Origin of the sequence: Actinoplanes sp. NPDC023936 (genome assembly GCF_040639325.1) — a bacterium.
GTDB lineage: Bacteria > Actinomycetota > Actinomycetes > Mycobacteriales > Micromonosporaceae > Actinoplanes.
The window spans coordinates 51994-66211 of sequence record NZ_JBEZZR010000007.1 but is presented as its reverse complement, the minus strand read 5'-3'; the positions used below and the strand labels follow the sequence as shown (position 1 = coordinate 66211).

Sequence of the window (14218 nt, the reverse complement as noted above, 5' to 3'; positions counted from 1 at the left end):
GTCCCACGAAAGAGGCCCGTAGGGAGCACGTCGAGGTGTCCCATATCGCAGCTGACCTTGCTAAAGTCTTTTGCACAAGTCTTTAGCAAGGAGTGTTCGGTGACCCCCGACGAGCTCGTCCGCTTGACGGCGCTCCTGCGGCGCAGCGGCACCGATCTCCGAGACGTCGAGGTCAAGGCCGCCGGGGGTGGCCTGCCCAAGTCGGTACGCGACACCCTGAGCGCGTTCAGCAACGACCGGGGCGGGACAGTCATCCTCGGGCTGGCCGAGGACGACGATTTTCGTCCCGTCACCGGCTTCGACGCGGCCCGCATCCGCGATGCGCTGGCCGCGGCGTGCAGTGCTGATCTCCAGCCACCGGTCCGCTGTGAGATCGACATCGTCCCCTTCGAGGACGCCCTGGTGGTCGTCGCCGAGATCAGCGAACTCGATCCCCGGTTCAAGCCCTGCTACGTGGCGGCCCGGGGAGAGTACAACGGGTCCTTCACCCGAGGCGGCGACGGCGACCGCAGGCTGACCGACTTCGAGATCCATCTGCTCCACACCAACCGCGGGCAGCCGGAGGACGACCGGCAACCGGTTCCCGGCGCCACCGAGGCGGATCTCGATGCGACCGAGATCCAGGTCCTGATCACACGGGTTCGGCAGCGCCAGCCGCGAGCATTCGCCAACCTCGACACCGAGCACGTTCTTCGACGTCTCAACGTGCTCGCCGCCGCCGAGGACGGCACGCTCCGCCCCACCCTCGGCGGCCTGCTCACTCTGGGCGTCTTCCCCCAGCAATTTTTTCCGCAGCTCAACGCGACCCTGGTCGTCTATCCCGGCACCTCGGCACAGGAGATTCCGCTCAACGGGCCACGATTCCTGGAGAACCGCTCGTTCGACGGCCCGATCCCGGTGATCGTCGACGAGGCGGTGAACGCGGTCCTGCGCAACACCTCGGTCCGTTCCTTCATCGACGGAAGCGGCCGGACCGACCAGTACGACTATCCAGCGGAAGTGATCCGCGAGGGCATAGCTAACGCACTCCTGCATCGCGATTATTCGCCGTACTCCCGAGGCACTCCGGTGCAGATCGTCGTCTATTCCGATCGGCTCGTCATCGCGAACCCGGGCGGCCTGTTCGGAGCAGTGACGGAGGACGACCTCGGCGGCGAAGGCGTCACGTCGACCCGCAATCCGGTGCTCGCGCGTCTGCTCCAGGACGTCCGATCCCCGGAGACCGGCCGGATGGTATGCGAGAACCGGGCGAGCGGGATCCCCACCATGCTCCGTGAACTTCGCCGCGCGGGGTCGCCGCTGCCCGAGTTCCACAACCGGATCACTCGATTCAAGCTGCTCCTGCCCCGGCACACACTTCTCGACGAGGAGACGACCGCCTGGATCGCGAGCCTCGGCCAGCAGGGCCTCACCGCCACCCAGCATCTGGCTCTGGCCGAGATGCGCCTGGGCCGAGCCGTCACCAACGCCACGATGCGAAATCTCGGCCTCGAAGCCCACCGGGCCACCGCCGAGCTGGCCGATCTGGTCAACCGTGGCGTCGCGATTCGCGTCGGCGAGCGGAGACATGCCCGCTACCTGCTCGTGCCACGATCCGAGCAACTGACGCTGGACATCGACTCGGGAACGAGCCATACCGAGGCTGTCCGCCGCGCACTCGCCGACGGGTCCGCCTTGAGCCGGCGAGACATCGAGCAGCGAACCGGGTTGAGTTACATGAAAGTGCTGCGTGCGCTGAAGTATCTGGAGGAGGCGGGGGACGTCAGCCCCACCGCGCCGGCTCAATCCCCGTTACGTCGCTACCGGCTGACTCTCTGACCGGGGTGGCGGGTGGCTCAGATCGCACCAGTGGCAGGCAGGCCAGCGCCGCCAGGACGCCGGCCGCTCCGGCGCCCGCGACCAGGGCGCGGGGCTCGAAACTCTCGGCGAGCGGCCCGGCCACCAGCAGCCCGGTGAGCCCGGCGCCCTGGACGACGGCGGTGGTCGCGGCGAAGGCCCGGCCGTGCGCCGCGGGCCGCACCCGGCCGGCGATCAGCACGGTGGTGCAGATGTTGAGGGCGCCGTTCGCCGCGCCGCCGAGGATCCAGAGCGGGATGAGCCAGCCGGCGCCCTGAACGCCTGCGCCGGCGAGCACCACCACGCAGGTTCCGGTCAGCAGGGCGAGCACGGTGCGCAGGGTGATCCACCGGCGCGCCGCCCGGCCGAAGGTCAGGCTGGCGGTCAGCATGCCGACGGTCCAGGACGCCATCACGAAGCCGTAGACCGTGGTGGAGGCGCCGAGCGTGTCCCTGATGAAGAACACCTCGAAGACGTTTATCGCGCTCACCCCGGCGACGACGGCGGCGACGGCCACCGTCATGACTGTCAGGACGCGGTCGTCCCGGAGGCGGAACGGGACGGCCGGCAGGGAGTCCGGTCCGGTGCGGACGCCTCTGCGCGTACGAATCAGAAGTCCGATTCCGCTCAGCCCGAGGTAGGCCGCGGCCGCCAGCAGCAACGGCACCCGCGCCCCGGTCTGCCCGACCAGGACCCCGGCCAGCGCCGGGGCGGCCAGCATCCCCACCTGACTCGCGGTCAGCACGATGCCGCTCGCGCGCGGCAGGTCGGCCTCGCGCACCATGCCCGGCACCAGCGCGGCGATGGTCGGCTGCGTGACGGCGACGCCGCAGGCCAGCAGCGCGACGAGCGCGATGATCACAGCCGGGTGGGTGGCGAAGGCGAGCGCCGCGCAGAGCGCGGTCTGCGCGAGACCCACGACCACCATGAGGGTACGGCTGTCCGCACGGTCCACGAGCCGTCCGGTGATCGGCGCGAGCACCGCGATCGGAAGGCTCGCCGCGACGAACAGTCCGGAGACGGCCAGCCCACCGTGCCCGGCCTCCTGCAGGACCAGCGCGAGCGTGGTCGCCGCGAGCAGGTCACCGCAGACCGAGATCCCGCGGCCCGCGGCGGCCAGATAGACGTCCGACCACCCGGCATTTATGAAGGACATACTTCGAAAGTATTCCTTCACATGTGCTCGGGCAAGGGAAGGGCTATGCCATCGGGAACGCCGCGTACTGCACCACCACCCGGCGCGCTCCCTCCGGCGCCTCGGCCTGCCGATCCCGCATCCGGAACGGCTCCATCAGCACCCTGATCTGCTTGTTCAGCTCGGACAGCTCCTCGGCCGTCATGACCAGTTGCTGACCCATCAACGCGCTCGCGTCCCGCCACTCCTGCGGATCCCGCGGCTGCCGGGCCATCCACTCGCGCACCCGGTCCTTGTCCCGGGTCATGTAGAGGTCGACGAGCGCCTGCTCCGCCGCCACCGACTCCGGCTGCTCGGCGTCACTGTGGATCCACAGGCTGGAGCCGGTGCTCCGCCACCGCCGCTCGCGCCCGTCGCCCTGGCTCGGAGCGTGTTCGACGAGCCCGTACTTGGCGAGTTCCCGCAGGTGATAGCTGGTGGCGCTCGGCGACAGCCCGACCAGCCCGGCACACTCGGTGGCGGTGACCGAGGCACCGGTGTAACTCAGGTAATCCACGATCTCGATCCGGGCCGGATGCGCGAGCGCCCGCATCGTCCGCGCATCGGTGATCCGGACGTTCGCCTGCTCTGCCATCCCCCCATTCTCGCCAGCCGCCTCAGGCGACCTTCAACTGCTCGTCCCCGAAATCCGCTATCAGCTTGAGGGTGCCGCCGAGCGCCTCGATGTACCGCGCCAGGACCTCCTGAGTCGAGACCGAACCGGCCTCGATCTGCGAAACACGCGCCACCGAGACACCCATGCGCTCCGCGACCTGCTCCTGGGTCATCTCCCGCCGCTTGCGCAGCTCCACCAGACGCCACCCGCGCGCCTCGTCCAGCATCGCGCCGACCCCGTCCTCGAACGCCTCCAAGCCTCCGGCGGTGCTCACCGCACGCTCAAGGTGACCGGTCTCCCGCCAACGCCTAGTCGCCATCGCGCAACTCCTTCTGCCGTTCCTTCAAGTAGACGGCGTACCTCTGCTTCGCCTCGGGTATGGCAGTCCGGTACCACCGCCTCCATTGTCCCGATTTGTCGCCTGCAACCAAGAGAACAGCTGATCGCCACGGATCGAAGACGAACAGAATTCTGATCTCCGTGCGGCCCGCCGAGGGCGGACGCAACTCCTTCAAATTGGAGACCGCCGAGGCCGTGATGGCATCCACCAGAGGCCGGCCCTCACTCGGCCCGTTCCGCTCCAGAACGAGGATCGCCTGGTTGACGAGCCGGTGGGTTTCGCGATCGGACACCCACAGATCCTCGAGAGACTCTTCGACCTGCTCCGTCAGCAGGATCTCCCACTCCACACGTTAACAATATGCTTAACCCAGTCCTGGGCCAGTCGCTAAATCGGTGGACAGATGGCTGTCACGGCGTAGCGTGGAGGGCCGCTTGACGGCCGTGGTGAGCATGCACCGCAGCGGACGTCCCCGCGCCGCAGGCGGCCACCCGCCTTGCGGATACGCGAGCAGCCAGCCTTCAGCTTCTGGGGATGACTGTGTCCACCGATCTCGACAGCGAACTCGCCGCCGAACGTACCCATCTCGTCGAGTCCCGCGCCGCGCTGCGCCGGATGCGCGACCGGGCCCAATCGCTCTTCGCCACCGGTGACAAGGTCGCCGGTGACGCCTACACCGCCGAGCAGCTGGGCCGGCACATGGCCCGCCGGGTGAAGGAGCTCGCCGACGACCCGGAGACGCCGCTCTTCTTCGGCCGTCTCGACATCGACGAGGCCGCGTACCACGTGGGGCGTCGGCACGTCACCGACGACGCCGGCGAGCCGATGGTGCTGGACTGGCGGGCGCCGCTGTCGCGCAGTTTCTACCGGGCCAGCGTGCGCGATCCGCAGGGTGTCGCGACCCGCCGGCGGTTCGGGTTCGTCAAGGGTGACCTGACCAGCTTCGAGGACGAGCACCTGGACCGCGGCGAGGAGCTCGGCACGACGAGCCGCATCCTGACCGCCGAGATCGAGCGGCCCCGGGTCGGGCCGATGCGGGACATCGTGGCGACCATCCAGCCGGAGCAGGACGAGCTGGTCCGGGCCGAGTTGGCCGACTCGATCTGCGTGCAGGGCGCGCCCGGCACCGGCAAGACCGCGGTCGGCCTGCACCGGGCGGCGTTCCTGCTCTACCTGCACCGTGAGCGACTGCGCCGGTCGGGCGTGCTGATCGTCGGGCCCAACACGGCGTTCCTCTCCTACATCTCGGCGGTCCTGCCGACGCTGGGTGAGGTGGAGGTCCAGCAGTCCACACTGGAGGAGCTGATCGGCCGGGTGCCGGTCAAGGCCGTCGATCCGGCGCCGGCCACGTTCGTCAAACACGACGTACGGATGGCCGCGGTGCTCCACAAGGTCCTCTGGGACAGGCTGCGCAAGCCCACGGATCCGATCATGGTGTCGGACGGCTCCTACCGCTGGCGGATCGACGTGGAGCCGCTGCGCCGGATCGTCGACGAGGCGCGCCGCGAGGGCTTGCCGTACGCGGTGGGGCGGGAACGCGTCCGGGCCCGGGTCGTGGGCCTGCTGCAGCGCCAGTCGGAGTACCGGACGGGCAACTCACCCGGCGAGACCTGGCTGCGCAAGATGAGCAAGATCGGACCCGTCACCGAGTTCCTCGAGTCGACGTGGCCGGCCGTCACTCCGGAGTCGCTGGTCGTGGGCCTGCTGACCGATCCGTCGGCGGCCGGTGACCTGCTCACCGCGGAGGAGCAGGACACGATCCGCTGGGCGAAGCCCCCGAAGACGGTGAAGTCGGCGAAGTTCTCGGCGGCCGACCTGCTGCTGCTCGACGAGGCCGCGGGTCTCCTCGAACGGGAGAACAGTTTCGGTCACGTGATCGTCGATGAGGCTCAGGACCTCTCCCCCATGCAGGCCCGGGTGATCGCCCGCCGCAGCGAGCACGGCTCGATCACGCTCCTCGGCGATCTGGCGCAGGGCACCGCGCCGTGGGCCACCACCGACTGGCACGAGATCCTGCGCCACCTGGGGAAGCCGGACGCCGCGGTGGTTCCGCTGACAGTCGGTTTCCGCGTACCGGAAGCAGTTGTGACATTGGCGAATCGCCTGCTGCCGGCGCTCGGTGTGAACGTGCCGGAGGCGGTGTCGCTGCGCCGCGACGGCGATCTCGCCGTGATCGCGGTGCCGGATCCCGGCGACCTGGACGCGCGGACGCTGGCCGAGGTCACCGCCGCGCTCGCGCACGAGGGATCAGTCGCGGTCATCGCCGCGGACAGTGCGGTGGATCGGCTGCGTGCGCACCTGAGCGCCGCGGGCATCGAGCACGCGAGCGCCGACGATGTCGAGGCCGCGGCGCGCGTCATGGTGGTGCCGGCGACGCTTGTCAAAGGCCTGGAGTACGACCATGTCATCGTCCACGAGCCGGCCGACATCGTGGCCGCCGAGCCGAAGGGCCTGAACCGCCTCTACGTGGTCCTCACCCGGGCCGTCACGAGGCTGTCGGTTCTGCACGCCCAACCGTTGCCGGATCCGCTTAAGATCGCTTGATGCCTCGTATCGGAGTGATGTTCGACCGTGACCGTGCGCCCGAGGAGTTGCCCGGCTTCGCCGCCGCGATGGAGGAGATCGGCGTCGACGACCTCTGGGTCGTCGAGGACCTGGGCTGGGCCGGATCGGTCAGCACCGCGGCGCTCGCCCTCGCCGCCACCTCCCGCGTCCGGGTCGGCATCGGCATCGCGCCGGCGCCGCTGCGCAACCCGGCCCTGCTCGCCATGGAGCTGGCGATGCTGGCCCGGGTCCACCCCGGCCGCCTGGTCGCCGGTCTCGGTCACGGCGTCCCGGCGTGGATGCGCCAGGTCGGCGCCGAGCGGAAGGCGAAGCTCGCGCTGCTCGAGGAGACGATTCTCGCCGTTCGAGGCCTGCTCAACGGCGAGACCGTGACCCTGCACGGCCGGGAGGTGCACATCGACGGCGTGAAGCTGGTGCACCCGCCCGCGGTGGCGCCGCCGATCGTCACCGGCGTGGTCGGTCCCCGCTCGCTGGAGCTCTCCGGCCGGGTGGCGGACGGCACGATCATCCCGGAGGGCAAGGGACCGGCCGAGGTGGCCGAGGCGCTGGAGCTGATCCGCCGCGGCGGCGGCCAGGACGATCACGAGGCGGTCGTCTTCACGTTGCTGCACGTCAGCGACGACCCGGCGGCGATCGAGAGGGAGACCGGCGACCTGGTACGGACCCAGGCGGCGTGGCTGGGCATCGAGCCGTCCGAGCTGTTCGCGCTGATCGGACCGGCGGCGGACAGCCCGGCCAAGGTCAGCGCGCTCGCCGAGGCCGGCGCGGGAACGCTGGTGCTCAGGCCGCTCGGCCCGGACCCGGTCGGCCAGGTGAAGGCCACGCTGGCCGCGCTCTGACTCAGGCGAGCGGTTTCACCCAGCGCGACCACTCGCCCTGCTGCCGGTAACCCCGCGCCGCCCAGATCCCGTGTGCCGTCGCGTTGTCGTCGAGCACCATGGCGTCGACGCGGGTGCCGCCCAGCTCGCGGAATCGCTCCTCGGCCGCGGCGATCAGCCGGCCGCCGATGCCTTCGCGGCGGCGCCACGGCGCGACCGCGAGCCGGTACAGGTGGCAGCGCCAGCCGTCCCAGCCGGCGATGACGGTGCCCACGATCTCACCGCCGTCGTCCGCGATGATCAGCGCGGACGGGTCGCGGGCGACGAGCGCCTCGACGGCGGCGAGCGTGTCCACCGGGCGGCTGCCGTTCTCCGCGGCGGCCTGCCAGAACGCCAGGACCCGGGGCAGCTCGCCGACATGCGCCGGTCGCAAGATCATGCCGCCAGCATAGTTACGTCGCGGGCGTCACCGAGGGTTCAGGTGAGCCGGAACAACGACAGTTTCATGCCCGGCCCGGTATGGAAATGCGACTATGCGGGACATGACCGCTCCGTCACCCGGCGCGCCGACCTGGGTGGATCTGGCCACTGCCGACCTCGGGGACGCCACCCGCTTCTACACCGAGATGTTCGGCTGGACCGCTGACGTCTCCGGCGACGACTTCGGGGGCTACACCACATTCCTGCTGAACGGCTTGCCGGTGGCCGGGGCGGGACCGCTCTTCGGCGAGGGGCAGCCGACCGCCTGGAGCACGTACTTCGCCGCCGACGACGCCGACGCGGTGGCGGCCCGGGTCGAGGCGGCGGGTGGAAAAGTGCTCGTCGCGCCGTTCGACGTGATCGACCAGGGGCGGATGGCCGCGTTCCTGGACCCGGCCGGGGCACCGTTCAGCGCCTGGGAGGCCGGCACGATGCGCGGGGCCGAGGTCTTCAACATCCCCGGAGCGCTGACCTGGAACGAGCTGAACACCCGGGACGCGGTCGGCGCGATGGCGTTCTACGGCATGGTGTTCGGCTGGGAGTACCGGGACACCCAGGTCGGCGGCCTGCCGTACGTGCTCTGTGAACAGCACCGGCGATCGGTGGCCGGCATCCAGCTGATGGTCGGCAACGGGTGGCCCGACGACCTGCCGCCGCACTGGCTCGTCTATTTCGCGGTGGGCGACTGCGATGCGGCGGCCGAGCACGCGTACCGGCTGGGCGGCCGGATCGTGCACCCGCCCACGACGATCTCGACGGGCCGGTACGCGATGCTGACGGATCCGCAGGGCGGCAGCTTCGCGATCCTCGCCCCGTGACAGCGCGCGGCGCTCACGCCAGCAGCTGCGGGATCTTCTCGTAGAGCTGTGTGGTGAACGTCAGCATCTCGCGGAGCATCCAGTTGCCGGTGAGCAGCAACGCCACGCCGATGGCGATCGCCTTCGGGACGAACGAGAGCGTCGCCTCCTGGATCTGGGTCACCGACTGGAACAGCGAGATCACGAAACCGACCCCGAGCGCGGTCAGCAGCACCGGCGCTGACAGCTTCGCCGAGATGGTCATGGCCTGGAGCGCGAGTTCCACCACCATCGTGTCAGTCATAACGGACTTATCGTCTGATCTATTGATTTCTGAGTGCTGTTCGGTTGCGGTCTGGTTGCCACCACCAGCGGACCGCGTTCCCCCGCGATCACCCGGACCCGGACCCGGTAGTGCTCGGCCAGGTTCGCCTCGGTCAGCACCTCGGCGGGCGGCCCGGCCGCCACCACCCGGCCACCGGCCAGCAGGATCATGCGGTCCGCGTACTCACCGGCCGTCGCGAGGTCGTGCATCGTCGCCAGCACGGTGAGCCCGCGCTCGGCGCGCAGACGGTCGACCAGCTCCAGCACCTCCTGCTGGTGACCGATGTCGAGCGCGCTGGTCGGCTCGTCCAGCAGCAGGATGCCGGCGCCCTGCGCGAGCGCCCGCGCCAGGAAGACCCGCTGCCGCTCCCCGCCGGAGAGCGTGTCGAGGCGGCGACCGGCGAACGGCTCGAGGTCCAGCGCGGCCAGGACCTCGTCGGCCACGGCCAGGTCCGAGGCCGACTCACGGCCCAGAGGCGGAATGTACGGAGTACGCCCGAGCAGCACATAGTCGTAGACGCCCATCGCCGGCGGCACCACCGGCGACTGCATCACCGTGGCGATCGCCTTGGCCCGCTCCCGCCGATGCATGCGGTCGATCGGGGATCCATGCCAGAAAACCTTTCCCGTGTACGGCAACAGGCCGCCGATCGCACGCAGCGCCGTCGACTTGCCGGCGCCGTTCGGACCGATCACCGTCACCCATTCACCCTCGGCGACGGTCAGGCTCACGTCGTCGACGATCAGCGTGCCGTCGAGCCGTACCGTCAGCCCGGCGACGGTGATGGCCTCGACCGTTCCGGCGGCCGGGGGGAGAGCACCGGTCATGTCGGCACCGCGCGGCTCGTGCGCATCACCAGGATGAAGAAGGGCGCGCCGAGGAACGCCGTGACGACCCCGATCGGAATCTCGGCGTCACCGGCGACGGTCCGGGCCAGCAGGTCGGTCAGGGTCAGGAACGCGGCCCCGAACAGCACCGAGAGCGGCAGCAGCGACCGGTAACTCGGGCCGGTCAGCAGCCGGATCGTGTGCGGCACGATGATCCCGACGAAACCGATCAGGCCGGAGACCGAGACCGCCGCCGCGGTGCCGAGCGACGCCGCGATGATCAGCAGATACCTGCTGCGCTGCGGGTGCAGGCCGAGACTCGTCGCCTCCGCGTCACCCACGGTCAGCACGTCGAGCTCCCGCCGCCGCGACAGGACGATCACGCCGGTCACCACCGCGTACGGCAGGATCACCAGCACGTCGTGCCAGCCGGCCGTGGCGAGTCGGCCGAGCAGCCACGAGTACACCTCCTGCAACGACTCGACGTGCCGCTGCAGCAGGAACGTCTGCGCCGCCGAGAGGAACGCCGACACGGCGACACCGGCCAGGATCAGCGCGGCGGGCGTCCGATCCCGGCTGCCGGTCGCGCCCAGCAGCCAGGTGAGCGCGACCGCGATCACCGCACCGGCAAAAGCAGCCATGGGTACGCCCACCGGCACCTCCGTGGTGCTGCCGGCGCCGAGCACGATCACCGCGGTCACGCCCAAGCCCGCGCCGGCCGCCACCCCGAGCAGGTGCGGGTCGGCCAGCGGGTTGCGGAACGCGCCCTGGTACGCGGCGCCGGAGAGGGCCAGCATCGCGCCGACCAGCAAGCCCAGCACCACCCGGGGCAGCCGCAGTTGCATCAGGATCGCGACCTCCCGCTCGGTGAGGCCGCTCTCCAGCCGTACCCCCGGAAGGAGATTGAGCATCTCTGCCGCGACACCACCCGGCGGCAGGGCCGCCGAGCCGAAGGCGAGGCCGGCCAGCATCGCCACCAGCACCGCGAGCACGCCCGCGACGAGCCATGCCGGCCGGAGCCCGGCAGAGCGGGCCCGCTGCTTCGGGGCCGCGGCATCGATCACGCGGGGACCTTGCCCACCGCGTCGGCGACGGCCTGGACGAGATCGGCGGTCCGCGGACCCCAGCGCGACGCGATGTCGTCGTCGAGCGCGTAGATCTGGCCCTTCTCCACCGCTGTCACAGCGGACCAGCCGCTGCGCGCCTTCACCGTCTCGGCGGACTGCTGGCAGCACTTGGTGTCGGCCAGGAAGACCATGTCCGGGTTCGCCTTGACCACCGCTTCCTGGGTGAGCTGCGGGTACCCGCCGAACGAGCCGCTCGCGTCGGCGGCGTCCGCCACATTGGTCAGGCCGAACTTCGCGAAGATCGAACCGATGAACGTCTTCGAGGTGGCCGAGTAGAGATCCGGCCCGAGCTCGTAGAAGTAGCTCAGCGGCTGACTGCGGGCCGGAACCGATTTCACGATCTCGTCGATCCGGGTGGCCATGTCGGCGCCGGCCTTCTCCGCCTCGGCCCGGTGGCCGGTGAGCGCGCCCAGGTCACCGAGCTGGGCGTAGGTGTCCTCCAGTGTGGCCGCGGCCGGCGCGACGAACGCCGGGATCGACAGCTTCCCCAGCTGCGCCACGATGTTCTCGGTGTCGTTGGAGACCACCACCAGGTCCGGGTCCTTCGCGGCGATCGCCTCGGCGTTCGGCTTGAAGCCGGACAGGTCCGATTTCGGCACCCCCGCCGGGTAGTTCGACTGGTCGTCGACCGCCGTCACCTGCGGGCCGGCGCCGATCGCGAAGAGCATCTCGGTGGCGGTCGGGCTCAACGACACGATCTTCTCGGGCCGGGCCTCCAGGGTCACCGCGCCGACCGTGACCGGGAACCCGGCGGCCGAGCTCGCCGGCGCCGCGGCCGGCTCGTCCGCGTCCTGACTCCCACAACCGGTGAGAACCAGGGCCGTGGTGACTATCGCGGCGACTTTCGCCGTGCTGAAGAGACGTCGTCGGTGCATGGGATCCTCCTGTCGGCCGGGCTGTGGTGCTTCGCCGACAGGGCCGGTGGCCGCCGCCTGCGAGGCGCCCCTCCCCGAGAGCGCTGAGTCGCGACCGGCGTCCAGGCGACCTGGCTAGCCCTCGCTCGTCGCGGGGCATCACAGTTGCGGGACAGCGCCGGTTTCGCACCGGCTTCGCTGAGACGCGGTCTGGTAAAAACGCTAGCTCACGGACAGCACGGAGTCGCCGCCGGTGGGTTACATCGGCGGCTGGCGCGTGCTGCTGTCAGGAGCGGCCGTCGGCGGCTTTCTCGCTGCCGGCCTTCTCGTCCGCCTTCTCGCCGGCTTCATGGCTCGCGTCCGCCGCGGCCACCCGGTCGCCGGCCGCTGCGGCGTCCTCGTCACCGGCCAGCGCCGAACGCAGCCGGTCTTTTTCCGCGGTGCGCTTGGCGGCGATCGAACCGAGGTGCTCGGCCATCTGGTCGCGCCACCTGCGCAGCAGGACGAGCGAGAGCACGGCCGACACGGCGAACGCGACCATGACCTTGACCAGGAAGTTCAGCGGGAAGGGCAGCAGCACGGCCAAGGCGACCACGAACAGGCCGAGCCGGCCGAGCGTGTATTTGACGGCGGGGCTCATCTCTTCTTCTCTCCCTCAGCCTTCACTTCTGTCTTTCGAGCCTTCACCGTTGGTTGAGCAAGCGGAGGCCGTAGAACCAGACCAGGCAGTACACGACCGTACCGGTGGCGGCTCCGGCCGTACCGCTCACCAGTGCCGGCGCCACGCCGGAGACCCCACCGGCCACGGTCATCCCGATCGCGACCCCGAAGCCGGCGGCGAGCGCGGCCATGATGACCCGGTGCGCGCCGAAGCCCTCGGCCCGGAACTCCTCGACGAAGAGCCAGACCGGGAGGATCAGCACGAGCCAGCCGTTCGACGTGCCGAACGTGCCGAGGCCGGTGAGCGCCATCACCGCCTCGAAGATCAGTAGCACGACGAGGCCGACCGCCAGACCGGCGAACGCCGCGCCGAGCAGGTCGCTGATGGTCATCAGCCGGCCACCGGCGTCTCGGCGCAGGCCGCGCACGTTCCTCTGCTGGGTCATCGGGGCGTCCTCGGGTTCTCGGTCATCGCAGTGGTCTCGGCCCGCTGGTCATCGCGGCCGGCTCAGGCCCAGACCCGCTGCGGTTCGCTGCGGCGCTCGGCGAGCGGGACGGGCTTGTCGTACTCCCGGACGATCTCGTAGCGGGTGTTGCGCTCGACCGGCTGGAAACCGGCGTCCGTGATCAGGTCGAGCAGGTCGTCGCGGTGCATCGTGTGGGGCGTGCCATACGCGTCGGCGTCGTGAGTGATCTTGTACTCCACGACCGAGCCGTCCAGGTCGTCGGCGCCGAAGTTCAGCGAGAGCTGGGCGACCGACAGGCCGTGCATGACCCAGAAGCACTTCACGTGCGGCACGTTGTCGAAGAGCAGGCGGGAGACCGCGAAAGTCTTCAGCGACTCGGCCGGCATCGCCATTGTGGTCCGCTCCTGGAGCCGGTTGCGGATCTTCCCGTCCTGGGAGTCGACGAAGTCGTGCTGGTAGCGCAGCGGGATGAAGACCGCGAAACCACCTGTCTCGTCCTGCAGCTCGCGCAGGCGCAACACGTGGTCGACCCGGTGCCGGGGCTCCTCGATATGCCCGTACAGCATGGTTGCCGGGGTCTTCATGCCTTTCTCGTGTGCCAGCCGGTGGATGCGCGACCAGTCCTCCCAGTGGCAGTCGTGGTCGACGATGTGCTGCCGGACCTCCCAGTCGAAGATCTCGGCGCCGCCGCCGGTCAGCGACTCCAGCCCGGCGTCCATCAGCTCGTCGAGGACCTCGCCGGCCGAGAGGCCGCTGATCTTCTCGAACCACTGCACCTCGGTCGCGGTGAAGCACTTGAGCTTCACGTTCGGCAGCGCGGCCTTCAGCTCGCGCAGTACCTTCGGGTAGTAGCGCCACGGCAGGGTCGGGTGCAGGCCGTTGACGATGTGCAGCTCGGTGAGCTGCTCGTCCTCCATCTCCTTGGCCTTGCGGACGGCCTCGTCGATGCGCATCGTGTAGGCGTCTTTCTCGCCCGGCTTGCGCTGGAAGGAGCAGTAGGCGCAGCTGGCCGAGCAGACGTTGGTGAGATTGAGGTGCCGGTTGACGTTGAACATCACCCGGTCGCCGTTCATCTCGGTGCGCTTGTGGTGCGCCAGCCGGCCGAGCCAGGTCAGATCGTCCGACTCGTAGAGCGCGATGCCGTCCTCGCGGGTCAGCCGCTCACCGGCGTAGACCTTGGCCTCGAGCTCCCGTTTCAGCCCGGCGTCCATGTGCGCCCCTTTCCGTCACCTCGCCGTCGAGGGTACGTGCCGGGCCCGACAACAAGCACGGGACGTGCGCAGCCGTCACTTCGGACACCTGAGATGATCTTGGAAGCCACGTGGAAGCCGA

Annotated in this window: 16 protein-coding genes and 1 riboswitch; of the genes, 4 read left to right on the top strand and 12 right to left on the bottom strand. The window is 69.9% G+C overall.

Annotated features, from left to right (window positions below; translation table 11 throughout):
• The first annotated feature begins 99 nt into the window (after positions 1-99).
• Positions 100-1818, top strand: a complete 1719-nt coding sequence (locus tag AB0F72_RS12460) for an ATP-binding protein (protein WP_360429494.1) — start codon at positions 100-102, stop codon at positions 1816-1818.
• On the opposite strand, the gene AB0F72_RS12455 is transcribed toward AB0F72_RS12460, so the two are convergent.
• From AB0F72_RS12455 to AB0F72_RS12440, 4 genes are read right to left on the bottom strand one after another with little or no spacing between them, the layout of a single operon-like run.
• A complete protein-coding gene (locus AB0F72_RS12455; protein ID WP_360429491.1) occupies positions 1763-2992 on the bottom strand; it encodes an MFS transporter in 1230 nt (409 codons plus the stop codon). The two genes, AB0F72_RS12460 and AB0F72_RS12455, sit on opposite strands and share 56 nt — an antisense overlap.
• A gap of 43 nt (positions 2993-3035) precedes the next feature.
• Complete coding sequence (locus tag AB0F72_RS12450) at positions 3036-3605, bottom strand: winged helix-turn-helix domain-containing protein (protein ID WP_360429488.1); 570 nt, start codon at positions 3603-3605, stop codon at positions 3036-3038.
• A gap of 22 nt (positions 3606-3627) precedes the next feature.
• On the bottom strand, positions 3628-3945 hold the full coding sequence (locus AB0F72_RS12445; RefSeq protein ID WP_360429486.1) for a helix-turn-helix transcriptional regulator: 318 nt from the start codon (positions 3943-3945) through the stop codon (positions 3628-3630).
• Positions 3935-4315 carry a type II toxin-antitoxin system RelE/ParE family toxin gene (locus AB0F72_RS12440; protein ID WP_360429483.1) on the bottom strand — a complete coding sequence of 127 codons (381 nt, stop codon included), beginning with the start codon at positions 4313-4315 and terminating at the stop codon, positions 3935-3937. The genes AB0F72_RS12445 and AB0F72_RS12440 overlap by 11 nt, the downstream gene beginning before the upstream one ends.
• Positions 4316-4500: 185 nt before the next feature.
• Between AB0F72_RS12440 and AB0F72_RS12435 the strand changes: the two genes are divergently transcribed.
• Both AB0F72_RS12435 and AB0F72_RS12430 read left to right on the top strand, forming a co-directional pair.
• Positions 4501-6510, top strand: a complete 2010-nt coding sequence (locus tag AB0F72_RS12435) for an AAA family ATPase (protein ID WP_360429480.1) — start codon at positions 4501-4503, stop codon at positions 6508-6510.
• Positions 6510-7370, top strand: coding sequence for an LLM class flavin-dependent oxidoreductase (locus AB0F72_RS12430; protein ID WP_360429477.1), 861 nt, complete (start codon positions 6510-6512; stop codon positions 7368-7370). Before AB0F72_RS12435 ends, AB0F72_RS12430 begins: the two co-directional genes overlap by 1 nt.
• Position 7371: 1 nt before the next feature.
• On the opposite strand, the gene AB0F72_RS12425 is transcribed toward AB0F72_RS12430, so the two are convergent.
• Positions 7372-7788: a GNAT family N-acetyltransferase gene (locus AB0F72_RS12425; protein ID WP_360429474.1), complete on the bottom strand. Its 417-nt coding sequence runs from the start codon at positions 7786-7788 to the stop codon at positions 7372-7374.
• A gap of 103 nt (positions 7789-7891) precedes the next feature.
• Here AB0F72_RS12425 and AB0F72_RS12420 point away from each other — a divergent pair, with 103 nt between their 5' ends.
• A complete protein-coding gene (locus AB0F72_RS12420; RefSeq protein WP_360429471.1) occupies positions 7892-8647 on the top strand; it encodes a VOC family protein in 756 nt (251 codons plus the stop codon).
• Between the two features lie 13 nt (positions 8648-8660).
• On the opposite strand, the gene fliQ is transcribed toward AB0F72_RS12420, so the two are convergent.
• The 7 genes from fliQ to mqnE form a co-directional block, all read right to left on the bottom strand.
• Positions 8661-8930, bottom strand: coding sequence for a flagellar biosynthesis protein FliQ (gene fliQ / locus AB0F72_RS12415; protein WP_360429468.1), 270 nt, complete (start codon positions 8928-8930; stop codon positions 8661-8663).
• A complete protein-coding gene (locus AB0F72_RS12410) occupies positions 8927-9778 on the bottom strand; it encodes an ABC transporter ATP-binding protein (protein WP_360429465.1) in 852 nt (283 codons plus the stop codon). Before AB0F72_RS12410 ends, fliQ begins: the two co-directional genes overlap by 4 nt.
• Entirely contained in the window at positions 9775-10842 is a 1068-nt protein-coding gene (locus tag AB0F72_RS12405; protein WP_360429462.1) for an iron ABC transporter permease, read from the bottom strand. The genes AB0F72_RS12410 and AB0F72_RS12405 overlap by 4 nt, the downstream gene beginning before the upstream one ends.
• Entirely contained in the window at positions 10839-11780 is a 942-nt protein-coding gene (locus AB0F72_RS12400) for an ABC transporter substrate-binding protein (protein WP_360429459.1), read from the bottom strand. Before AB0F72_RS12400 ends, AB0F72_RS12405 begins: the two co-directional genes overlap by 4 nt.
• Positions 11781-11889: 109 nt before the next feature.
• A riboswitch (cobalamin riboswitch) is annotated at positions 11890-11953 on the bottom strand.
• 92 nt (positions 11954-12045) lie between these two features.
• Entirely contained in the window at positions 12046-12399 is a 354-nt protein-coding gene (locus AB0F72_RS12395; protein WP_360429456.1) for a DUF4229 domain-containing protein, read from the bottom strand.
• Positions 12400-12442: 43 nt separating this feature from the next.
• Positions 12443-12865 carry a hypothetical protein gene (locus AB0F72_RS12390; protein WP_360429454.1) on the bottom strand — a complete coding sequence of 141 codons (423 nt, stop codon included), beginning with the start codon at positions 12863-12865 and terminating at the stop codon, positions 12443-12445.
• Positions 12866-12927: 62 nt separating this feature from the next.
• A complete protein-coding gene (mqnE, locus tag AB0F72_RS12385) occupies positions 12928-14097 on the bottom strand; it encodes an aminofutalosine synthase MqnE (RefSeq protein WP_360429451.1) in 1170 nt (389 codons plus the stop codon).
• Positions 14098-14218 lie beyond the last annotated feature (121 nt).

What these genes read in the sequence shown, in the direction of transcription:
- AB0F72_RS12455 (WP_360429491.1), bottom strand. Translation starts at nt 2,992, where the DNA reads ATGTCCTTCATAAATGCCGGGTGGTCGGACGTCTATCTGGCCGCCGCG.
- AB0F72_RS12450 (WP_360429488.1), bottom strand. Translation starts at nt 3,605, where the DNA reads ATGGCAGAGCAGGCGAACGTCCGGATCACCGATGCGCGGACGATGCGG.
- AB0F72_RS12445 (WP_360429486.1), bottom strand. Translation starts at nt 3,945, where the DNA reads ATGGCGACTAGGCGTTGGCGGGAGACCGGTCACCTTGAGCGTGCGGTG.
- AB0F72_RS12435 (WP_360429480.1), top strand. Translation starts at nt 4,501, where the DNA reads ATGACTGTGTCCACCGATCTCGACAGCGAACTCGCCGCCGAACGTACC.
- AB0F72_RS12430 (WP_360429477.1), top strand. Translation starts at nt 6,510, where the DNA reads ATGCCTCGTATCGGAGTGATGTTCGACCGTGACCGTGCGCCCGAGGAG.
- AB0F72_RS12425 (WP_360429474.1), bottom strand. Translation starts at nt 7,788, where the DNA reads ATGATCTTGCGACCGGCGCATGTCGGCGAGCTGCCCCGGGTCCTGGCG.
- AB0F72_RS12420 (WP_360429471.1), top strand. Translation starts at nt 7,892, where the DNA reads ATGACCGCTCCGTCACCCGGCGCGCCGACCTGGGTGGATCTGGCCACT.
- fliQ (WP_360429468.1), bottom strand. Translation starts at nt 8,930, where the DNA reads ATGACTGACACGATGGTGGTGGAACTCGCGCTCCAGGCCATGACCATC.
- AB0F72_RS12410 (WP_360429465.1), bottom strand. Translation starts at nt 9,778, where the DNA reads ATGACCGGTGCTCTCCCCCCGGCCGCCGGAACGGTCGAGGCCATCACC.
- AB0F72_RS12400 (WP_360429459.1), bottom strand. Translation starts at nt 11,780, where the DNA reads ATGCACCGACGACGTCTCTTCAGCACGGCGAAAGTCGCCGCGATAGTC.
- AB0F72_RS12395 (WP_360429456.1), bottom strand. Translation starts at nt 12,399, where the DNA reads ATGAGCCCCGCCGTCAAATACACGCTCGGCCGGCTCGGCCTGTTCGTG.
- AB0F72_RS12390 (WP_360429454.1), bottom strand. Translation starts at nt 12,865, where the DNA reads ATGACCCAGCAGAGGAACGTGCGCGGCCTGCGCCGAGACGCCGGTGGC.
- mqnE (WP_360429451.1), bottom strand. Translation starts at nt 14,097, where the DNA reads ATGGACGCCGGGCTGAAACGGGAGCTCGAGGCCAAGGTCTACGCCGGT.